This window comes from Pseudomonas sp. LBUM1640, assembly GCF_059716225.1.
In genome coordinates, this window is sequence record NZ_CP166816.1 from 3,037,658 (window position 1) to 3,058,110 (window position 20,453).

At 61.1% G+C, this 20,453-nt stretch carries 21 protein-coding genes and 3 pseudogenes; 12 read left to right on the forward strand and 12 right to left on the reverse strand.

Going from position 1 to position 20,453, the window contains the following annotated elements:
* Window positions 1-27 precede the first annotated feature (27 nt).
* From ACA065_RS13675 to ACA065_RS13685, 3 genes and pseudogenes are all read right to left on the reverse strand, one after another.
* Window positions 28-186: pseudogene (locus tag ACA065_RS13675) on the reverse strand (GGDEF domain-containing protein); the annotation flags it as partial.
* Window positions 187-250: 64 nt separating this feature from the next.
* A pseudogene (locus ACA065_RS13680) lies at window positions 251-400 on the reverse strand (GGDEF domain-containing protein); the annotation flags it as partial.
* Between the two features lie 110 nt (window positions 401-510).
* Window positions 511-1,722 (reverse strand): MFS transporter, encoded by a 1,212-nt coding sequence (locus ACA065_RS13685; RefSeq protein WP_497694961.1) that lies wholly within the window; start codon window positions 1,720-1,722, stop codon window positions 511-513.
* 97 nt (window positions 1,723-1,819) lie between these two features.
* Here ACA065_RS13685 and ACA065_RS13690 point away from each other — a divergent pair, with 97 nt between their 5' ends.
* A complete protein-coding gene (locus ACA065_RS13690) occupies window positions 1,820-2,641 on the forward strand; it encodes an AraC family transcriptional regulator (RefSeq protein ID WP_497694962.1) in 822 nt (273 codons plus the stop codon).
* On the opposite strand, the gene ACA065_RS13695 is transcribed toward ACA065_RS13690, so the two are convergent.
* Together ACA065_RS13695 and ACA065_RS13700 are read right to left on the reverse strand one after the other, a co-directional pair.
* Complete coding sequence (locus tag ACA065_RS13695) at window positions 2,634-3,821, reverse strand: MFS transporter (protein ID WP_497694963.1); 1,188 nt, start codon at window positions 3,819-3,821, stop codon at window positions 2,634-2,636. The genes ACA065_RS13690 and ACA065_RS13695 overlap by 8 nt on opposite strands.
* Window positions 3,821-4,843 carry an alpha/beta hydrolase gene (locus ACA065_RS13700; RefSeq protein WP_497694964.1) on the reverse strand — a complete coding sequence of 341 codons (1,023 nt, stop codon included), beginning with the start codon at window positions 4,841-4,843 and terminating at the stop codon, window positions 3,821-3,823. Before ACA065_RS13700 ends, ACA065_RS13695 begins: the two co-directional genes overlap by 1 nt.
* 165 nt (window positions 4,844-5,008) lie before the next feature.
* Between ACA065_RS13700 and ACA065_RS13705 the strand changes: the two genes are divergently transcribed.
* The gene (locus ACA065_RS13705; protein WP_497694965.1) at window positions 5,009-5,941 is read left to right on the forward strand and encodes an AraC family transcriptional regulator; all 933 of its coding nucleotides are present in this window, start codon (window positions 5,009-5,011) and stop codon (window positions 5,939-5,941) included.
* Here ACA065_RS13705 and ACA065_RS13710 read toward each other — a convergent pair.
* Window positions 5,916-6,422 carry a GAF domain-containing protein gene (locus tag ACA065_RS13710; RefSeq protein ID WP_497694966.1) on the reverse strand — a complete coding sequence of 169 codons (507 nt, stop codon included), beginning with the start codon at window positions 6,420-6,422 and terminating at the stop codon, window positions 5,916-5,918. The genes ACA065_RS13705 and ACA065_RS13710 overlap by 26 nt on opposite strands.
* Before the next feature lie 52 nt (window positions 6,423-6,474).
* Window positions 6,475-7,977 (reverse strand): glycine betaine/L-proline transporter ProP, encoded by a 1,503-nt coding sequence (proP, locus tag ACA065_RS13715; RefSeq protein ID WP_497694967.1) that lies wholly within the window; start codon window positions 7,975-7,977, stop codon window positions 6,475-6,477.
* A gap of 153 nt (window positions 7,978-8,130) precedes the next feature.
* Here proP and ACA065_RS13720 point away from each other — a divergent pair, with 153 nt between their 5' ends.
* Both ACA065_RS13720 and ACA065_RS13725 read left to right on the forward strand, forming a co-directional pair.
* Entirely contained in the window at window positions 8,131-8,661 is a 531-nt protein-coding gene (locus ACA065_RS13720; protein ID WP_497694968.1) for a GNAT family N-acetyltransferase, read from the forward strand.
* A gap of 143 nt (window positions 8,662-8,804) precedes the next feature.
* Window positions 8,805-10,208, forward strand: a complete 1,404-nt coding sequence (locus ACA065_RS13725; protein ID WP_263273165.1) for an MFS transporter — start codon at window positions 8,805-8,807, stop codon at window positions 10,206-10,208.
* A gap of 130 nt (window positions 10,209-10,338) precedes the next feature.
* Here ACA065_RS13725 and ACA065_RS13730 read toward each other — a convergent pair whose 3' ends face one another.
* From ACA065_RS13730 to ACA065_RS13740, 3 genes are all read right to left on the reverse strand, one after another.
* Entirely contained in the window at window positions 10,339-11,256 is a 918-nt protein-coding gene (locus ACA065_RS13730; RefSeq protein WP_497694969.1) for a bifunctional helix-turn-helix transcriptional regulator/GNAT family N-acetyltransferase, read from the reverse strand.
* A 68-nt stretch (window positions 11,257-11,324) separates the two neighbouring features.
* Window positions 11,325-12,617: a PQQ-dependent sugar dehydrogenase gene (locus ACA065_RS13735; protein WP_497694970.1), complete on the reverse strand. Its 1,293-nt coding sequence runs from the start codon at window positions 12,615-12,617 to the stop codon at window positions 11,325-11,327.
* Window positions 12,614-13,036 (reverse strand): DUF2231 domain-containing protein, encoded by a 423-nt coding sequence (locus ACA065_RS13740; RefSeq protein WP_497695346.1) that lies wholly within the window; start codon window positions 13,034-13,036, stop codon window positions 12,614-12,616. The genes ACA065_RS13735 and ACA065_RS13740 overlap by 4 nt, the downstream gene beginning before the upstream one ends.
* A gap of 169 nt (window positions 13,037-13,205) precedes the next feature.
* Here ACA065_RS13740 and ACA065_RS13745 point away from each other — a divergent pair, with 169 nt between their 5' ends.
* The 4 genes from ACA065_RS13745 (at window position 13,206) to ACA065_RS13760 (ending at window position 16,291) form a co-directional block, all read left to right on the forward strand.
* Entirely contained in the window at window positions 13,206-14,234 is a 1,029-nt protein-coding gene (locus ACA065_RS13745) for a UV damage endonuclease UvsE (RefSeq protein WP_497694971.1), read from the forward strand.
* 196 nt (window positions 14,235-14,430) lie between these two features.
* Window positions 14,431-14,910: a P-loop nucleotide/nucleoside kinase family protein gene (locus tag ACA065_RS13750; protein ID WP_497694972.1), complete on the forward strand. Its 480-nt coding sequence runs from the start codon at window positions 14,431-14,433 to the stop codon at window positions 14,908-14,910.
* Window positions 14,907-15,677 (forward strand): nucleotidyltransferase domain-containing protein, encoded by a 771-nt coding sequence (locus tag ACA065_RS13755; RefSeq protein ID WP_497694973.1) that lies wholly within the window; start codon window positions 14,907-14,909, stop codon window positions 15,675-15,677. The genes ACA065_RS13750 and ACA065_RS13755 overlap by 4 nt, the downstream gene beginning before the upstream one ends.
* Before the next feature lie 77 nt (window positions 15,678-15,754).
* Window positions 15,755-16,291, forward strand: a complete 537-nt coding sequence (locus ACA065_RS13760; RefSeq protein ID WP_497695347.1) for a LysR family transcriptional regulator — start codon at window positions 15,755-15,757, stop codon at window positions 16,289-16,291.
* A gap of 85 nt (window positions 16,292-16,376) precedes the next feature.
* Here the strand turns inward: ACA065_RS13760 and ACA065_RS13765 are convergent, their stop codons facing one another.
* On the reverse strand, window positions 16,377-16,874 hold the full coding sequence (locus tag ACA065_RS13765) for a MarR family winged helix-turn-helix transcriptional regulator (RefSeq protein WP_497694974.1): 498 nt from the start codon (window positions 16,872-16,874) through the stop codon (window positions 16,377-16,379).
* A gap of 50 nt (window positions 16,875-16,924) precedes the next feature.
* Between ACA065_RS13765 and ACA065_RS13770 the strand changes: the two genes are divergently transcribed.
* Window positions 16,925-18,439 carry an FAD-dependent oxidoreductase gene (locus ACA065_RS13770; protein WP_497694975.1) on the forward strand — a complete coding sequence of 505 codons (1,515 nt, stop codon included), beginning with the start codon at window positions 16,925-16,927 and terminating at the stop codon, window positions 18,437-18,439.
* Window positions 18,440-18,456: 17 nt separating this feature from the next.
* A pseudogene (locus ACA065_RS13775) lies at window positions 18,457-18,615 on the forward strand (glutathione S-transferase); the annotation flags it as partial.
* A gap of 198 nt (window positions 18,616-18,813) precedes the next feature.
* Here the strand turns inward: ACA065_RS13775 and ACA065_RS13780 are convergent.
* Complete coding sequence (locus ACA065_RS13780; protein WP_497694976.1) at window positions 18,814-19,449, reverse strand: aspartate/glutamate racemase family protein; 636 nt, start codon at window positions 19,447-19,449, stop codon at window positions 18,814-18,816.
* A 109-nt stretch (window positions 19,450-19,558) separates the two neighbouring features.
* Here ACA065_RS13780 and ACA065_RS13785 point away from each other — a divergent pair, with 109 nt between their 5' ends.
* Window positions 19,559-20,005: an HIT family protein gene (locus ACA065_RS13785; RefSeq protein ID WP_497694977.1), complete on the forward strand. Its 447-nt coding sequence runs from the start codon at window positions 19,559-19,561 to the stop codon at window positions 20,003-20,005.
* The gene (locus tag ACA065_RS13790; RefSeq protein ID WP_497694978.1) at window positions 20,002-20,448 is read left to right on the forward strand and encodes a bleomycin resistance protein; all 447 of its coding nucleotides are present in this window, start codon (window positions 20,002-20,004) and stop codon (window positions 20,446-20,448) included. Before ACA065_RS13785 ends, ACA065_RS13790 begins: the two co-directional genes overlap by 4 nt.
* Window positions 20,449-20,453: the final 5 nt, after the last annotated feature.

The following is a 20,453-nucleotide window of genomic DNA, read 5'->3' on the forward strand; positions in this document are numbered from 1 at the left end:
TGCACGAAAGAAAACTGCCTCCTGTTCCTAAGCGTACGAACCGGCCCCTGTACGATCCACCAACCGAATGCTGTCACGCCCGCCGCGCTTGGTTTCGTAGAGCGTGGTGTCGCCCTGTTCGATCAATGCTGTGAGGCTCGGCGGTGGCTGGTCGAACAGATTGGCACCGATGCTCGAGGTCACCGGCCCTTGAACGCGGCGAGGTCGATCAGCGTGCCCGGGATCACCACCGACAGCGCCTTGGCCACGTAGTGGTGCCGAGGCTGATGGTCGCAAAGCCAGCGGCCCAGAACAGCAGCGATGGCTCGCGCACGCTGCGCCATTTAACGGCCCGGTACAGTGCAGCCGCCGCTGCGAGCGCGACGCTAAGGGTCAAAATCGTAGGAGGGCCGAGCGTTATTTCGTGCCGGGTCTGCCTGGGTGTGCGCTTGAAGTCGGGATTGTAAGCGCACCCCCAGGTTTTTCAGAGCATTCCGGGCCCCAACACACGGCCGGCTGATGATTGGCCAGTCAGACGCCTTTGGTCGAGGGCAGCAATATCGTCAAGATGCCCGCCAGTGGCAGGAACGAGCAGATTTTGTAGACGTACTCGATGCCGTGGTTGTCGGCGAGCACGCCGAGCAGCGCGGCACCTATCCCGCTGAAACCGAACATCAGGCCGAAGAAGATACCGGCGATCATTCCCACATTGCCCGGCACCAGTTCCTGGGCGAATACCACAATGGCCGAGAAGGCCGAGGCGATGATAAAGCCGATCACCACGCTGAGCACGGCGGTCCAGAACAGGTCGACGTAAGGCAGGGCCAAGGTGAATGGCGCAGCGCCCAGGATCGAGAACCAGATGACCTTCTTGCGGCCGATCTTGTCGCCAATCGGGCCTCCGGCGAAGGTGCCCACGGCCACCGCACCCAGGAACAGGAACAGGTACATCTGCGAGCTGGCCACCGACAGCTGAAACTTCTCGATCAGGTAGAAGGTGAAGTAGCTGGTCAGGCTGGTCATGTAGAAGTATTTGGAAAACACCAGCAGCGCCAGCACCACCAGCGCAAACGTCACGCGGCCTTTGGACAAGCCGTGGGTGGCTTTGCCGCCTTGCTTGAGCTTGAACAGGTTGAGGTGGTGGCGATACCAGCGGCTCAGGCCGTACAGCACCAAAATGGCGAACACCGCGAACAGCCCGAACCAGGCGATATGGGTTTGGCCGTAGGGAATGATGATCGCCGCCGCGAGCAACGGGCCGAAGGCGCTGCCGGTGTTGCCGCCGACCTGGAAGGTCGATTGCGCCAGGCCGTAGCGGCCACCAGAGGCCAGGCGCGCCACGCGCGAGGTTTCCGGGTGGAAGGTCGACGAGCCAACGCCGACCAGCGCCGCCGCGAGCAGGATAGCGGGGAAGGTGCCGACAAACGCCAGCATCAGAATGCCGATCAAGGTGCACACCATGCCGGCCGGCAGCAGCCAGGGCTTGGGATGACGGTCGGTGTGGTAGCCGATCCAGGGTTGCAGCAAGGACGCGGTCAGTTGGAAAGTCAGAGTGATCAGGCCCACCTGGGTAAAGCTCAGCCCGTAGTTGGCTTTGAGCATCGGGTAGACCGACGGCAGCACGGCCTGGATCAGGTCATTGATCATGTGCGCCAGGGCGCAAGCGCCAAGGACGCGCATAACCAACGGGCTTACTTGCGGCGCAGCGGTGGCAGCGGCGGGTGACGCGGTGAGGCTCGACATGCAGGCATTCCATACAAGGCAGCGAACAGAGGCGGCGAGTACTTGAGCTCGCTGCCCATTTCTAAATGTTGCGGTGTTTATGCTAGATTCGCTGTAAATGCCTGTCTCGCGAAATTCGGGCGCCAACCATCGCAAAAAGGGCGAAATCATCAAACCATTGGATGTATTTCTACGGGAAATCGACGAGGGCGACTGGGCTGTCATCAGTTCCGCCACCGATTACCCCGAAAATTGGGTGATCCCCGATCACAGCCACGAGAAGCATCAACTGCTGTACGCCATCGAAGGCGTGATGGTGGTGTACTCGGCGCTGAATCAGTGGACGGTGCCGCCCAATCGCGGTTTCTGGATGCCCTGCGGGCAAGTGCATTCGCTGCGCTGCGTCGGCACGTTGAAAATGCGCAGTGTGTTTGTGCGCCCGGACAGTTTTCCCAACTTGCCGAGCGAGCCCAAGACCGTGAGTGTTTCGCCGCTGCTGAGCGAACTGATCAAGGCGTCGGTCAGCCTGAAGCCGCCGTACGCGGAGGACTCGCGCGACGCCCGGATCATGCACCTGATCCTCGATGAACTGGCCATTCTGCCCGCGCTACCGCTGTCGTTGCCCCAGCCGGCGGACCTGCGCATCAACCGTATTTGCCAGGCGCTGCAACACGAGCCAGGTGATGCGTCGACGGTGGCGGATTGGAGTGAACGGCTGGACCTTGACCAGAAAACCATCCAGCGGCTGTTCCGCAAGGAAACCGGCCTGACCTTCGGCCAATGGCGCCAACAGGCGCGCTTGCTGCTGGCACTGGAGCGCATTGCGGTGGGGGAGAAAATCATCGATGTGGCCATCGAATTGGGCTATGAAAGCCCGAGCGCCTTTACCAGCATGTTCAAGAAACAGTTTGGCAAGACGCCGAGTCGGTTTTTCAGGTAGCTGGGGTGGCCACGTACGCCGCTGTAGCGCGCCGCGAGGTCAGGTAAGCCAACAGGCTGGCGACACCCAGCAACGCTGCGCTGAGTTCAAACGTCGCCCGGTAGCCGCTCAGGTCGAACACTGCGCCACCTAGGGTGGCACCGGAGGCGATTGCCAATTGGATGATTGCGACCATCAGGCCGCCTCCTGCCTCGGCATCGTCCGGCAGTACTCTCGAAAGCCAGGTCCACCAGCCCACCGGAGCCGCTGTGGCCACCAGCCCCCACAGGCCCAGCAAAGCAGTGGTAGCCATTGGCGAACTGCCCCACGCAACCAGCCCTAGGGCGATCAGTGCCATCAACAGTGGGATGACCATCAGCGTCAGGTAGAGGCTGTTTCGCACAAAGCGCTCAATCAGGAACGTCCCCGCAAGCCCAGCCAGCCCCAGCACCAATAACATGAGTGACAGCGTAGCCACACTGACCTGAGTAACGTTTTCCAAGAACGGGCGCAGGTAAGTGAACAGCATGAACTGGCCCATAAAGAACACACTGGCGGCCGCCATGCCCAAGGCCACGGGCGCGCTCTTCATCAGGCGAAATACGTTGCCGGTCTTGGCTGCAGCGTCCGCCTTGATCGAAGGCAGGCTTATCAGCAGCCATACGCTGGCAACAATAGCGACCGGTACAACGCAGAAGAACGCGCCACGCCAACCGATCAGGCCACCGAGGAAGCTGCCCAGCGGCGCCGCAATCACCGTCGCCAGGGCGTTCCCGCCATTGACGATCGCTAAGGCACGCGGCACTTGCGCGGCGGGCACCAGGCGCATCGCGGTAGCGGCGGACAGCGCCCAGAAGCCGCCAATAGCCACGCCGATCAACGCACGGCCGAGCATAAACGTCAGGTAGTTCGGCGCCAGCGCCACCACTGTTCCGGACAGGATCATCAGCAAGGTCAGCGCCAACAACAAGCGTTTGCGATCAACCCGCGCGGCCACTGCGGCAATGGCCAGGCTGGTAAGCAAGGCGAACAGCCCAGACACTGAAATGCCTTGGCCGGCCTGGCCTTCAGAGATGTGCAGGTCGGCCGCCAACGGCGTCAGCAGGCTGACGGGCATGAATTCAGAGGCCACCAGGGCGAACGCGGCCAATGCCATGGCGAACACGGCGCCCCAGCGATGCGTGTGAGTATGATTGGACATTACTGCAGGTTGCCTTTGAAGAAAGTGGTGAGCTTGGCGAACGGGATCAGGTTGACCCGGTCGTAAAGGTCGACATGGCCGGCGCCTGGGATAATCAGCAGCTCCTTGGGCTCGGCGGCACGCTGGTAGGCGTCTTCGCTGAACTCACGGGAGTGCGCGTCGGCGCCGGCAATCAGCAGCAGTGGGCGCGGGGAGAGCGTCTCGATGTCGTTGAACGGGTAGAAGTTCATGAACTTCACGTTGCTGGTCAGCGTGGGCCGCGTAGTGGTTTGCGCCGACGCGCCCGCCGGGGTGAACTCGCCGCGTGGGCTACGGTAAAAATCGTAAAACTCGTCACCTACGGCATCACCGGTGAGTGTGTGTGGCGTGCCGCCGGTATACGCCGTGTTGCCGCCCTGGAACTCCACGTAGCGTTGGTTGGCCGCCTGCAGCAGCAGCTGTTGGCGTTGCTCCAGCGTCACGCCATGCTTGAGGCCGTTGCGGTTGGCCGCCCCCATATCGTACATGCTGACCGTGGCGATGGCCTTCAGGCGTGGGTCGATCTTCGCTGCGGCAATGGCGAAGCTGCCACTGCCGCAAATGCCGATGACGCCAATGCGCTCACGGTCGACCAGCGGCTGAGTGCCGAGGAAGTCCACGGCGGCGCTGAAGTCCTCGGCGTAGAGGTCAGGCAGCACCGCGTTGCGCGGCGAGCCCGCGCTTGCGCCCCAGAACGACAGGTCAAGGGACAGGCTCACAAAGCCTTGTTCAGCCATTTTTGTGGCGTAGAGATTGGCGCTCTGTTCTTTGACGGCGCCCATCGGATGGCCGACGATAATGGCCGAATTTTTTGAGCCTGGCGCAATACGCTTGGGCAAGAACAGAGTGCCCGCGACTTGCATGCCGTACTGATTATTGAAGGTGACCTTTTCCATCGTCACTGTGTCGCTTTTGTAGAAGTTGTCAGCACCGTTGGACATGTCGGCTCCCATTGAAGAAAAAGAACTCACCAGCAAACCCAGGCCGAGCAGTAGGCGTTTCATTGGTTGATCCTTGGCGAAGTGGGGTGGCCCATTTTCCCGGTGCGCTCGAAGGTTCTGTAGTGTGTTCCACTGGAATACTTGCCTGATCCTCTGAGTGTGCGTGCTCACTTGGGACGCCAAGGGGCTGGCGCGGTAAAGTCCAGTGAAGAAAAGAAAGAGCCCGCCATGAAGACACAGCACATCTCCCAATCGCCTCTGCAAACCCTGGTTCAGTCGATTGCCGCGCGGGTCGCGGCACCCGGCGACTACCCCATGCCGATCCCGGGCCTGGGCTTTTATCGGCGTGAGCAGCCCGCAGCGCCGGTGGTGTGCATGGTCGAGCCGAGCATCGTCCTGGTTGCCCAGGGCGAGAAGCAGTTGTGGGTCGGTGGCGAGGGCTATACGTACGACACTTCGCGGTTTCTGGTCACGTCACTGGACATCCCGGCCAATTCGCAAGTACTGGCCGCCAGCCCCTTGGCGCCGTGCCTGGGCCTTACCTTCAAGCTGGATCTGCGCATCCTCGCCGAGCTGATTGCCCAGAGTGATGCGCCGCCGACGCGTGAGCGGGCGGTATTGAAGGGGGTGGGTATTGGCACTGTCACCGAAGGCATACTGGCGTCTTTCGCGCGCCTGGTTGCATTGCTGGATGAGCCTGAGGCGATACCGGTACTCGCGCCCCTGATTCAGCGCGAGATTCATTACCGGTTGTTGAAGAGCGACCAGTCCAGCCGATTGCGCCAGATCTGTTCCGTGGATGGGCCGGGCTATCGAATTGCCAAGGCGATCGACTGGCTGAAACTCAATTACGGAGAACCGCTGCGCGTGGATGAGTTGGCCGCGCGCGTACAAATGAGCGCGGCCACTTTTCACCATCACTTTCGCCAGCTGACGGCCATGAGCCCGTTGCAGTATCAGAAGTGGTTGCGCTTGAACGAGGCGCGACGTTTGATGTTGAACGAGCATCAGGACGTGTCCAGTGCAGCGTTCCAAGTGGGTTATGAAAGCCCTTCACAGTTCAGTCGCGAGTACAGCCGATTGTTCGGCGTGCCGCCAAAGCGCGATATTGCTGCGCTGCGGGGCAGAGCGGCGGTTACTGATCAGTCGTTGTCAGGTTAGCGAAAAAAATACAGCCAATCAGCCGCGCAAACAGGCTCAGGGTTTCCGGCAAGTTGGGATCGTCAAACAGCATCGCGCGTGAGTCCAGCGCACACAGCGCGCCGAACAGGCGGCCATCGGGCAGGAAGATCGGCGCGCCGGCATAACTCTCGATGGCGTATTGCTTGACCACCGGGCGTGCGGCAAAACGGCCGTTCTGGCTGATTTGCGGGATGAACAAGGTCTGGGGATTGATGCAGAACTCACTGCACAGGGTGGTTTCCAGGTCGAGTACGTCGCCGGCATTAATCCCCATTTCCAGCGGGTCATAGGCCGAACACACGACCCATTCCTGGTCAGTGAATTTGGCGATACCGGCAAAGCGCATGCCGGTCAGGCGGGTGACCAATTGCAAGATGCTGGTGGTGGCTTCGATTTCGGCGATGGCGGCGCGCTCATCGGCGCTGAGTAATGCATGTGCTGCGGTGACGCTTGGAAGCATGCTTGAGCACTCCAATGGCGTGGCGGCCTGGGCCACCACGCACGGTCAGGTCTTAGTTAATGCGTGGGTGCTGTTGCACCAGGTTCTGGCGCTTGGCTTCGAGTGCGGCAATTTCGGCGTCGATGTCTTCGATTTTCTGCTCGATATTGTCGTGGTGCTCTTGCAGGATTTCCTTGGCTTCTTCCATGTCCGAGGCGGCCGGTGCCGCGCCGCGCAGGGGCTTGTTGGCGGTTTCTTTCATGGTCAGGCCGGTGACCAGGCCGACCACGGCAAACACCATCAGGTAGTAGGCGGGCATGTACAGGTCATTGGTGCTTTCCACCAGCCAGGCGACCGCTGTAGGGGTAAGGCCGGCGATCAATACCGAGACGTTGAACGCACTGGCCAGCGCGCTGTAGCGCAAGTGCGTGGGGAACATCGCCGGCAGTGTCGAGGCCATTACGCCAATAAAGAAGTTCAGGATCACCGCGAGAATCAGCAGGCCAGCGAAAATCAGGCCGATCTTGCCGCTGGTGATCAGCATGAACGCCGGGATGGACAGAAACAGCAGGCCGATGCTGCCGGCGATGATGAAGGGCTTACGGCCGATCTTGTCGCTGATAAAACCAATGAACGGCTGCACGAACAGCATGCCGACCATGATCGCGATGATGATCAGTACGCCGCTGTTTTCTTTGTAATGCAGGTTATGCGACAGGTAGCTGGGCATGTAGGTCAGCAGCATGTAGTACGTCACGTTCGTGGCCGCGACGATCCCGATGCAGGTCAGCAGGCTGCGCCAGTGCTGGGTGGCGACCTCTTTGAACGACACTTTGGGGCCGTGGGTCAGGCCTTGACGGTCGCCTTGCTCGAGTTTGTCCATGTGCTGTTGGAACGCTGGGGTTTCTTCCAGCGCGTGACGCAGGTACAGGCCGATGAGGCCCAGGGGCAGGGCGAGGAAGAACGGCAGGCGCCAGCCCCAGGCTTCGAAATCGGCTTCGCCCACTATCGTCGAGATCAGCACCACCACACCGGCGCCGAGCACGAAGCCGGCGATGGAGCCGAAGTCCAGCCAGCTGCCGAGGAACCCGCGTTTGCGGTCCGGGGCATATTCGGCAACAAAGATCGACGCGCCGGTGTATTCACCGCCCACCGAGAAACCTTGAGCCATTTTGCACAGCAACAGCAGGATCGGCGCCCAGATGCCAATCGAGGCATACCCGGGAATCAGGCCGATGGCGAAGGTGCTCAAGGACATGATCACGATGGTGGCGGCGAGGACTTTCTGCCGTCCGTATTTGTCACCCAGGGCGCCGAAGAACAGGCCACCCAGCGGGCGAATCAGGAACGGCACGGAGAAGGTGCCCAAAGCGGCGATCATTTGTACGCTGGGCGAGGCATCGGGGAAGAACACCTTGCCGAGCACATAGGCGACAAAACCGTAGACGCCGAAGTCGAACCATTCCATGGCGTTACCCAGTGCGGCGGCGGTGATTGCCTTGCGCACCTTGGCGTCGTCGACGATGGTGATGTCTTTCAATCCGATGGGTTTGACGCTTTTTTTACGTAATTTCATGCGGGCCACTCTAAAACAGAACAGGGGAGGTGCCATCGTTGCAATGGCACCGCTCTGTCAGTTCAGATACAAGCGGACATGAAATAATTCACCGCTATTTACCTTTTTTTGCAAATGAATTGAACTTCATGGCTTCAAGAAGGAATTACTCGGATGCCTGCCGCCACCTCACGCCTGATCTACCGTAAGCCCGAACCCAGCGATGTGCAGCGATTGTTCGCGATCTTCGCCGACCCGCAGACCAACCTGTTCAACCCAAGCGGCCCGATGGCCAGCCTGGCCGATGCCCAGCGCTTGCTGGACCGCTGGCGTGAACAATGGGCCACTGAAGGCTACGGCTGGTGGGCGATTGCGCGCAGCGAGCAACCCGAGCACGTCATAGGCTTTGGCGGTGTGGCGCCGCTTAACTACCTGACCGAGCGGCGCATCAACCTGGGTTATCGCTTTGCCGTCGAAGCCTGGGGGCAGGGCTATGCCACGCAGCTTGGCCGTGATGCGCTGGCGCTGGCGTTCGAAACACTTGGGCTGCCGGCCGTGTTCGGGTTGGTGCGACCTGATCACGCAGCGTCAATTCGCGTCCTGGAAAAGCTCGGCATGCAGCCTTTCGGCGAGCTTGACGATGTGCCGGGCCAGGCGCCAAGCCTGGTATTACGGATTTGTCATCCTACAACTGCCGCTGATTGAACCTTTCTATATCGGCCTGATAGCTCAATAAACGGCAATCTTTGAGATTGACACCGCCCAGGGAGCCCGCTATAAAAGTCACAGTTGTACGACGACATATGACGTTACGTATGTCCTACCTAACAAAAATAAAAAGTGATGCCATGAATTTGAATGAGCCCCTCAACGCCCATCGCGTCGGCACGGCCGTCGGCAACTATCGCTGGACCATCTGCGCGATGTTGTTCTTCGCCACTACCGTCAATTACCTCGACCGCCAGGTCCTCAGCCTTTTAGCGCCGCAGCTGTCGACGCAATTTGGCTGGAGCAACACGGACTACGCCAACATTGCGGCGGTCTTCCAGTTTGTCTATGCGATCTCCATGCTGTTTGCCGGACGCTTTGTCGACAAGATCGGCACCAAGGCCGCTTATGTGGTGGCGATCTGTATCTGGTCGACTGGCGCGATCATGCATGCGTTCTCGGTGCCAATGGGCGAGGGCATCGCGGCGGTCAGCGGTGCCATTGGCCTGGCGGTGATTCCGGTGTCGATTGCCGGCTTCATGCTGTCACGCGCCGTGCTGGCGATTGGCGAGGCGGGTAACTTCCCCATCGCGATCAAGGCCACCGCCGAATACTTCCCGAAAAAAGAACGCTCGTTTGCCACCGGTATCTTCAACTCCGGGGCTAACGTGGGGGCTATTCTGGCGCCGATCTGTGTGCCCTTGATTGCCGGGATGTGGGGCTGGGAAGCGGCCTTCATGGTCATCGGCATGTTGGGCTTTGTGTGGGTCGCGGTGTGGGCGATGGTTTACGAAAAACCGGAGCAGCAAAAACGCCTGTCGGCTGCAGAACTGGCCTATATCCGCAGCGACCAGACAGTACAACCGTTCACGCCTGAACCCGCCGGTACAATCCCGAAAAAAGTCTCGTGGTTCAAGCTGCTGACCTATCGCCAGACTTGGGCGTTTGCCTTCGGCAAGTTCATGACCGACGGCGTGTGGTGGTTCTTCCTGTTCTGGCTGCCCACCTACCTGTCGGCGCAATACGGCATGAAAGGCGCCGACATCGTGATGCCGCTGGCCGTGCTGTACAGCATGACCATGGTCGGCAGTATCGGCGGTGGCTGGTTCCCCAGTTACTTCATGGCGCGCGGCGATGCCCCCTATGATGGCCGCATGAAAGCCATGCTGGTGATCGCGCTGTTCCCGCTGGTGGTGTTGCTGGCGCAGCCGTTCGGCTACCTGAGCTTCTGGGTGCCGGTGCTGTTGATCGGCGTGGGCGCCTCGGCGCATCAGGCGTGGTCGTGCAACATCTTCACCACCGTGTCCGATATGTTCCCGCAGAAAACCGTGGCCTCGGTGGTCGGCATCGGCGGCATGGCCGGTGGTTTGGGCGGGGTGGTGATGACCAAGATTGGTGGTTGGGTGTTCGACTACTACAAGTCCATTAACGATATTCACACCGGCTACATGATCATGTTCGCGATCTGTGCACTGGCCTACCTGGTGGCGTGGAGCGTGATGAAGGCGCTGGTGCCGCGCCATAAGGAAATCACTGACCTGTAACTCAGTTATCTCAAAGCAGCGAAGATCAAATGTGGGAGCGGGCTTGCTCGCGAAGGCGGGGTGTCAGTCGACTTATGAGTGCCTGATCCACCGCCTTCGCGAGCAAGCCCGCTCCCACATGGGGCCTGCATTACAACTCGCGTGTCCAGGTTTCACTCACCAGCGCCTTGCCGAAACTGACCGTGGCCTCTTCTTCAACCAAGCTAAACCCGGCTTTCAGATACAGCTTGCGTGCATCGGTCAGCGTGTTCACCGTCCACAGCAGCATGCTTTTGTAACCTGCATTGCGCGCAAAGCGCAGGCATTCGTCCACCAGGCGCTGGCCGATGCCCATGCCGCGCGCGCTGGCGTCGACGTAGAGCATGCGCAGCTTGGCGGTGGTCTCGTCATGGCGCACCAAGAAGATTGAACCCACCACTTCGCCATCCTTTTCCGCGATCCAGCAGCGCTCGCCCGTTGGGTCAAATTCGCGCAGGTATTTGGCGACGATCTCCGCCACCAACGCTTCAAACTCCCAATTCCAGTTGTACTCACGTGCATACAGCGCCGCTTGCTGTTGCACCACCAAACCCATGTCACCCGGTTGCGGGTCGCGCAGCAGGTAGCTTGGCGAGCGGCCTTGCAGCAGCGTCTGGATCCGCTGCATGGCGCCAGTCAGTTGCTGTTGCTGCGGTTCGGGCAAGGCTTGAAGCAAGGCGATGACCTCTTGCTGGGTTTTGTGTTCCAGCGGCGCCAGCACCGCGCGGCCGAGGTCGCTGAGGTGCAATTGCACTGCGCGCGCATCGGTGACGGAGCGGACTTTTTGGATCAGGCCTTTCTTTTCAAACCCGCTGATCAGCCGGCTCAGGTAACCCGCATCGAGGCCGAGCATTTGGCACAGGTCGGCACTGGTCAGGTCGCCACGCGAGGAGAGTTCGTACATCACGCGGATTTCGGTGAGGGAGAAGTCGCTTTGCAGCAGGTGTTCCTGCAGTACGCCGATCTGGTGAGTGTAGAAACGGTTGAAACCACGAATGATCGCGGCGCGTTCGACAAGAGTCGTAGACATGAGGGTGCTCGGATGGTTGCCTGAGGCAATTATATTGTTGCTTCAGGCAACCAAGTCAAACACTTTGTTTAGCGGTTTCGCGTTACCCGCCAAATCGTGTTGGCCAAATCATCGGCGATGATCAGCGCACCTTTGGGGTCCACCGTCACGCCCACCGGGCGCCCACGTGTCTTGCCGTCATCACCGCGAAAGCCGGTGGCGAAATCGATGGGCTCACCGGCCGGTTTACCGTTACTGAACGGCACGAAGATCACTTTGTAGCCCACCGGGTTGTCGCGGTTCCAACTGCCGTGCTCGCCGACAAATACGCCGTCGGCGAATGTCTCACCCATGGCAGGGATGGAAAAGTCCACGCCCAACGCAGCAACGTGGGAGCCCAGGCTGTAATCGGGTTTGATCGCACTGGCGACTTTCGCCGGGTTCTGCGGTTGCGCACGCGGGTCGACGTTCTGGCCCCAATAGCTGTAGGGCCAGCCGTAGAACGCGCCTTCACGCACCGAGGTCAGGTAGTCCGGCACCAGGTCGGGGCCCAGTTCATCGCGCTCGTTGGCCACTGCCCACAGTTGCCCGGAGCCCGGTTGAATGGTCAGCGCCGTCGGGTTGCGAATACCGGTGGCGTAGGGTTTGTGCGCGCCGGTGGCGGCATCGATCTGCCAAACCATCGCTCGGTCGATTTCCACTTCCATGCCGCGCTCGGTGATGTTGCTGTTGGAGCCGATCCCCACGTAGAGCTGGCGCCCGTCCTCGCTTACGGCCAGGGACTTGGTCCAGTGGTGGTTGATCTGCGCCGGCAGGTCGGTGATTGTGGTCGGCGGGCCACTGGCCTTGGTCTGGCCGTCGGCATAGTCGAAGCGCACCAGTGCGTCCTGGTTGGCGACATAGAGTTTGCCGTCGGCGAAGGCCAGGCCATAAGGCGCGTTGAGGTTGTCGGCGAACACGGTTTTCAGTTCATACGTGCCGTCACCGTCGGCATCGCGCAGCAGGGTGAGGCGGTTGCCGCCCTTGATCTGGGTGTTGCCCTTGGCCTTGATCACGCTGGCAATTACGTCCTTGGGCTTGAGCTTGGCCGCGCTGCCGCCTCGTCCTTCGGCAACGAGGATGTCGCCGTTGGGCAGCACCAGGGTTTGCCGGGGGATGGCCAAGTCGGTGGCGATGGCGGTGACGCTGTAGCCCTGCGGCACCTTGGGTTTTTGCTCGCCCCAAGGCGTGGGCTCGGCAATTTTCATGCTCGGCAACAGGCTGCTTTGTTGCTCGGGTAATTTGGGGTCAGGGCCACGGGCTTGGGTTTTGTCGCCTTCGCCACCACAGGCAGCCAGCAACAGGGCCGTGCTGAGTAGGGTCAGTGTATGGGACGTTTTCATTTGGCACCTCCTGTGCGCAGGCCGGTCCAGGTCGCGGCCAGCGTCAGCACGGTGACGATCACCGACAGCACAAGCCCGGCGGGCATGGCAGCGTAAGCATCCTTGGCATGCTGGAACGCATTGATCAGGCCCAGTACCCAGGTGGCCAACAGCAGCAGGACATACACAACGGGCTGACCCGCCTTGCGCTCGGCGCGCAGCAGATTGACCAGCGCAAACAACAAGGCGAACCCAGCGAAGACCAGCGCACCGGCGATCAGCCAGGAGGCGAAGTTGGCCCATTGAATCTGGTAGGTCTGGGTGTAGGCGATGTCACTGAGCAAGGCGCCGAGAAACAGCGGCACGGTGCCGGCCAATAAGGTCGCATGCAGCGGCCCCGGCGTTGAGCTTCTATAGACGGGAAGGGTAGTCATGTTGATGGCGGCTCCTTGTTGTACAACGCCCCTGGGGTCGGGGCAGCGCATAGGAAAGGAGCACAGCGTTTGTCAGAAAGTTCAGGGTATTTCGTGTCGAAATATTATGAACCCGCTGGGTAGGCCTGAGCCTAACGGCGTATCATCCAGCCCTTTGTCCCTGCCAGGCATTGTTATGACTCACCCGCGCATCGGTTTCGTCTGCCAGTACAAGCATTCCGAACGTCAGCTTTCGGCCAGCGCCTTGAAGTTGATTGAGGGCCCGTTCAACCCGCGCACCACCACGCTGCGTTGGCTGGAAGGCGTGGCGCCGTCAGTGGCCCGCGACAAGTTGGTCGAGATCATCACGCATAACCTCGCGGCCCAATTGCGCCTGCTGGCCTACGTTGCCGAGCTGCCGCCGACGTTGCGCATGCTGCGCCTGAGCAGCGACCTGTTGCCGTTCTACAGCCACCCGAAAGTCGCTGGCGTGTACAAAGACCCCGCGATCCAACGCCAGTTGATCGAGGGGTTTGCGGCCATCGGCGAGCTGGCGCGCGCCTCAGATATTCGCTTGTCATTCCACCCAGGGCAGTACTGCGTGCTGGGCTCGGAAAACCCCGGCGTGGTGGAAAACAGTGTGGCCGAGTTCGAATACCACGCCGACATGATCCGCATGATGGGCTACGGCCGACGCTTCCAGGACCTCAAGTGCAACGTGCACATTGCCGGCCGCTTGGGCGTTGAAGGCACGCGTGCCGTGTGGTCACGCCTGTCGGAGGTGGCGCGCAACTGCATCACTTTCGAGAACGACGAAAAGACTTACGGCCTGGACCACTGCCTGCAAGTGGCCGACCTGGCGCCAGTGGTGCTGGACATCCACCACTGCTGGATCAACGAAGACGAATACATCGACCCCGATTCGCCACGCGTCGCCCGCGTGATCGACAGCTGGCGCGGCGTGCGCCCCACGATGCATTACTCCCAGCCCCAGGAAAGCCTGCAAGCACTGGGTTTCGACGCCGAGCACAAGCTGGAGATGGACGCGTTGTTGAAAGTAGTCTCCAAGCGCGACCTGTATGCCCACAGCGCGCAGATGTGGAACCGCTGGACCAACGATTACGCGCTGCAGTTTCTCGACCGTTTCGACATCATGCTCGAGGCCAAGGACAAGAACGTCGCGGCGCTGGCATTTTATGAGTATTGGCAACATCGTTCGGCCTGAAAAAATGCCATGCTTGGCGGCTGATGCCATGACTGTGGCAAGGGCGCTTGCTCCCGTTGGGCCGCGAAGTGGCCCTGCAAAATGGGACTGCTACGCAGTCCAGCGGGAGCAAGCTCCCTCGCCACAGGTTAATGGTTGCCTGCTCTATTAGTGGGCTGGCATTAATGCTCGATGGCTCTACAAAAGGACCCGCTCCATGCCAACCCTGCACCTGCTGTGCGGCAAGATCGCCTCCGGCAAATCCACCCTGGCTAACACCCTGGCCGTTGAGCACGCCGCCGTCGTGCTCAGCGAAGACCATTGGCTCGCGCAGCTGTATCCCGCCGAGATCCTGTCGATTGCCGATTACCTGCGCTGCGCCCAGCGTGTTCGCGGGGTGGTGGGGCCGCTGGTGATCAACCTGCTGCAATCGAGCGTCAACGTGGTGCTGGATTTCCCTGCCAACACACTGGCCAATCGCGAATGGCTGCTCGGCCTGGCGCAGACGGCTCAGGTGCCGCACTGCCTGCATTACCTCGAGTTGGACGATGCCACCTGCCGCGCGCGCCTGCATGCGCGCAATGCCCTGGGCGAGCATGATTTTGCCGCAACCGATGCCGAATTTGAGCTGATCACCCGGCACTTCTGTGTGCCGAGTGAGGCCGAAGGTTTGGTGATTGAAGTGCATCGCCCATGAGCGCCGTTCAAGGTGTTGATGCGCACGGTTTTGTACTCACCGTAGGCGATGCGCCCCTGCAGCCTGAGTTCCAGCCGTTGCTGGCCGATGTATGTGCGACGCTTGCGCAGGCAGGTTTGGGGCTGCACAGCCTTTATCTGTATGGCAGCGTTGCCAGGGGCGATGCCAGCCCCGGCGACTCCGACCTTGATCTCACGCTGGTACTCGGCGACCCGCCCACTGCGCAGGTGCTTGAGCAGTTGGAGCGGCTGCGCCAGGCGCTGGAGCAACGGCAGGCGCGCGTGACCAAGATCGACTTCGATATCGGCCACCGCGCCGAGGTGCTGGCGCCCGAGAACATTAACCGCTGGGGCTTTTGGCTCAAGCATCATTGCCGGTGCGTGTGGGGCGAGGACCTCTCACTGCGCTTCGAGCGATTTGCGCCGTCGCGAGACATCGCCATGGCGCTCAATGGCGACTTCGAACAGGTGCTTACGGCCTATCTTGCGCGCATCGAGCATGCCAGCACTGAACAGCAACGCCATCGCCTGCAACGCGAAGCGGCGCGCAAGCTGATTCGGGCGACGCACACCTTGAGGGCGGCAGATGCCTCAGGCTGGCCACACAGCCTTGAAGAGCACGTCGCGTTGTTCGTGCAGCATTACCCGACGATGCGCATTCAGATCGCCTACTTCCTGTTTGAGGCGCGCAACCCGAGTGCCGAACGCGCGGCCTTTTCCACGCGGCTGCAGGCCTTTGTGAGCTGGATGGTTTTACCGCAGGCATAGATAGGTATATTGGCGTTCAAACTCATCATGCATACGCCGAGCCTATGATTAACTTCCGCCTGATTCGCCACCTCTGACTGTTCCTCGCCGTCGCCGAAGAACAGAACTTCGGCCGCGCCGCCAAGCTTACGCCGGTGGGCGCGGCCATTTTGCCGGCGGTGCGCACGTTCGCCGAGCAGCTCGAACGCCTGGAGCTGGCGGTGGAAGAGGCGGTGGCGGGGCAGTCGGGCATGCTCACTATCGGCGCGATCTCCACGGCGATGTTCGATGTACTGCCGGGCCTGATCAACTCACTTAAGCAGCAATACCCGCACCTCACCGTGTCAGTGCGCGAGATCGACAGTGTCGAGGCCGTGCCCGCCCTGGAGGCGGGCGACATCGACCTGCATGAGGTGCGCTCGGTGGCCTCGCAAATCGCCTTTGTCAGCTGCGGCCAGGGCATTGCGCTGGTGCCGGCGTCGTTGAAGAAACTGGCGCCGAGCAATGTGGTGATGCGCGCATTGACCCAAAAACTCAATGTGGTCACCACCGCCGTGGCCTGGAACAGCGAGCGGCCCAACCCGCTGGTCACGGAGTTGGTTGCGCAGTTGCAGGCTCATACGATTGGCGTATGAACGTGTTCGGCTCTGCGTCATTTACAGAAGTTTGCGAACCCCTGAAAGCCGCGATATCTGTGTCGATATGCTGATCTGAGGTGGGTCAGCGTATATCTTGGGTCGCCAGTATCGAATCGTCCTTGATGTCCGCGGCGAACTTGCGCATCAAGCGCACCAGGTTTTCGACATCGCCTTCGTCCCAGGTCGAGAAGATCGACACGCCCATGCGTTCACGGGCGTCATCCACGCGGTCGGTCATGGCCTTGCCTTTTTCGGTGATGACCGACTCGCGCACGCGGCGGTCCACGGCGCTTTCCTGGCGCAGGATCAGGCCCAGGCTTTCGAGTTTCGCCACCTGGCGGCTGACGGTGGTGTAGTCGCGGCCCACGCGGTCGGCCAGTTCGACCACGCCAATCGGGCCGAGCCGCTCAACCAGCACCAGCAGCGGAAACAGCGCACGGTCCAGGGAAATCCCGGCCTCGCGCACCATCGCCTCGTCACGCTGGGGGCGGTTCATCACCCCGACAATTTCCACCAGCGAATCATGCAGGTCACGCAGTTGCGCGCTTATATGTGCGTTTTGCACGCTTTTTCTTGACACGGTGTTTCTCCATCTTAATATGTGCGTATTGCACATATAGGTGATCCAGTATGAACGAGCAATGCGCTGTCGATGTACTGATTTGCGGTGCCGGTGCGGCCGGCTTGACCCTGGCGATTGACCTGGCACGCCGTGGTATCAGCTTTCGCCTGGTCGAGAAAAACGCCGAGCCTTTTCACGGTTCGCGGGGCAAGGGCATTCAGCCGCGGTCTCAGGAACTGTTCGAAGACCTTGGGATTCTGGATCGCCTGTTCGCTGTGGGTGGAGTCTATCCGACTGAGCGGCGCTACCGCGACGACGGCAGCTACAACGAGACCAACTCCATTGAACACAACGCGCCGACGGCGGCCGAGCCGTATCAACACCCGTTGATGGTGGCGCAATTTCTCACCGAACGCGTGCTGCGCGAACGCTTGCTTGAGCTGGGCCACGCGCCGGAGTTTGCGTGCGAGTTGGTGGCGTTCGAGCAGGACGCCGAGGGTGTCAGCGTGCAGCTGGCCGATAACACCGGCACACAATCTGTGCGCGTGAGCTGGCTGGTAGGCGCCGATGGCGGTCGCAGTTTTGTGCGTCACGCCCTGGATATCGGCTTCCCCGGCAAGACCCTGGGCGTGCGTGCACTGGTCGCGGATGTGCAGTTGTCCGGCCTTTGCGCAGACTACTGGCACCGTTTCGGCGAAGGCGACATGCTCCGGCAGATCGCCGTGTGCCCGCTGGCCGGCACCGAGCTGTTCCAGATCCAGGCGCCGATCCCGCTGCAGGCTGCGGTCGATCTCAGCGCCGAAGGGCTGACGGCAATCCTGGCCGATCGCACCGGGCGCGATGATATTCAAGTGCAGTCGGTGTCGTGGGCCTCGGCCTACAACATGAATGCGCGGTTGGCCGATCACTACCGTGTCGGCCAGGTGTTTCTGGTCGGCGACGCTGCGCATATCCATCCGCCAACCGGTGGCCAGGGCCTCAACACCAGCGTGCAGGACGCCTACAACCTGGGCTGGAAACTGGCGGCCGTGGCCAACGGCGCACCTGAAACGCTGCTCGACAGTTACGAGCAAGAGCGGCGCCCGATAGCCGCTGCGGTGCTGGGCTTGTCGACCAAATTGCTCGACGGCCTGCAGCGTGGCGACATGCGCCGGGGCAGGGAAGTGCATCAACTGGACATCGGCTACGCGCACTCATCACTGGCACTGGAGCACGCCGAGCGCAGCGGCCGCCTGCTGGCGGGTGACCGCGCGCCGGATGCGCAACTGCGCGGTGCCAGCGGCCAAGCGCTGCGCGTGTTCGACCTGTACAAAGGCGCGCATTGGACGCTGCTGGGCTATGGCGTCACACCCGGCGCGGTGGCACCTCGGCCTGGGTTGCACATTCATCACATCGGCCCGCAGTGCGAGCTCGTGGATGAGCATGGGCAGTTGCAACGCGCGTATGAGCTGGTCGTTGGGGATTGGGTGCTGGTACGCCCTGACGGCTACATCGGCGCGTTCGTGTCCTCAGCCGCGCTCGAACGGCTGGAAGGCTACCTGCTGCAAGTCGGCCTGGGGCTGGCCGCGCCGAGGTCGAACTGATGGGCGTGATCAGCGTGTTTTCAACGGCTGACATTGCGGTACTGGGCGGGTTGATATTCGCCTCGCCGATACCCGAGGAATGCGTGGCGCTGCATGCATGGCATGCCAGGATGGACCTGCGGCCGAGCGTTCAGGCATGGCGCGCCATGGTGGCGCAAGGTGGACTGAACAGCTGAAGCGCCTACCGCGAGCGACACCTGTTCTTCGCGTAACGCACGCTGGGCCAGGCACTTGTCGCTGACGGTGCGCCCCCGACGGGCATGGCACACAAGATGCTCGAAGCTCGAAATACAGCCCTGTTGGGCAGCATCAACCTGAGACGAAAACGCCGAAGCGCCGGTTTGCTAAGGCGGTGGCGATTCATTTGCAGCGGGTTATCGACGATTGTGGAGGGCTTGCACGGCGGCACTCAAGCCTGCAGTTGCGCTGGTGAGGGGCGGCGGGCCTGCGGTGACCCGTGCGGCGGCGCCACTCATGGAGGCCTGGGCCAGGGCCACGACAGACGCGCCGTCCACATAGGCGCGGTCTGCCGCGTTGGCGATGGCACTCAGGTAGCCGTCGAGGTCGCCCGCCTTGAACAGCGCCCAGGCGCCTGACACCAGTTGCACATTCACCGACGCGGCGTGCTCGAACAGGCGAGAGGTAGGCGCCAAGGTACTCTCCACAGCACACAAGACGGCGATGTTGCCACCTGCCTGAACTGCTGCTGCGGCCAGCGCTTCATCGGTGCGTAAAATGGGCACCTTCAGGCTTGTCGAAAGCTCTTCAACCGCCGGCCCCAAGGTTGAGCAGGTGAGCACCACCGCATCGGCCTCAACAGCCAGCAGGCGCAGTGCCGAGATTGTCGCGTTGGTAATCTCCACGGTCAGGCCACCGGCCTGTTCTGCGGCGGCGAGCAGGTCGGGCCGCACTGCATGGCGCAGTACATCGGGCCCTATGCCGAGTGCTTGAGCAGCAGCGTCAAACACCGCGACGTTGCTGTGCGCCGTGTGCAGGCAGGTGATTCGCATCGGTCAATGTCCTGTGGTGGAACGTGTGAGGTTAGTAAACATGGCTAAGCCTGCCGAAACAACGTTATGTTCGCTCGCCTGAGTTGCACATCATCATTAAGGACACTGCATGCCACTGATTTCACAACGCGTTGCACTGGCCCGCAACGGCGCCAACGATAAGGTCATTTGCCGCATGGCCTCGGGCTGGGCGGTGATGGGCGATGTGCAATTTCTGCCCGGTTACTGCCTGCTGTTGCCCGACCCGGTGGTTGCCAGTTTGAATGACCTGGATGCCGAAGCCCGCGCGATCTATCTGCTCGATATGGCCCGCCTTGGTGACGCAGTGCTGGCGGCGACTGGCGCGTTGCGCATGAACTACGAGATCCTCGGTAACTCCGAGCCGGAGTTGCACTGCCATGTCTTTCCTCGCTACGCCACGGAGCCGGAGGACAAGCGCAAGATGCCCGTCTGGTTCTATGACTGGAAGACCGCCACGCCTTACGCAGAAGCACAACACGGCGAGCTGCGTACGAAGATCGCGCAGTTGCTGACATCCACAAGGAACGCAGGATGATGCACAGAAACAAGCTGGTCCCGGAACTGATGGTGAGCAACCTGAGTGACAGCCTCGAATTCTGGGTGACGTTGGTAGGCTTCAAGGTCGCTTACCAACGCCTGGAAGACGGCTTTGCCTACCTTGACCTGGATGGCGCCCAGGTGATGCTTGAGCAGGTCGACCCGCTCGCCAACCAATGGCTGACCGCCGCGCTTGCGCGGCCATTCGGGCGCGGCATGAATCTGCAGATTGACGTGGCGGCGGTACTGCCAGTGATTCAACGGCTGGACGCGGCGGCGTATCCCTTGTTCAAGGCGAGCCAGGAGGTGTGGTACAGGGCTGGCGAGGTCGAGGTCGGGCAGCGTGAGTTTCTGGTGCAGGACCCGGACGGCTATTTGGTGAGGCTGGTAGAGCGACTGGGTGAAAGGGCACTCCGCGTCGAAGCCGGGGCGCCCGTGTAACGTAT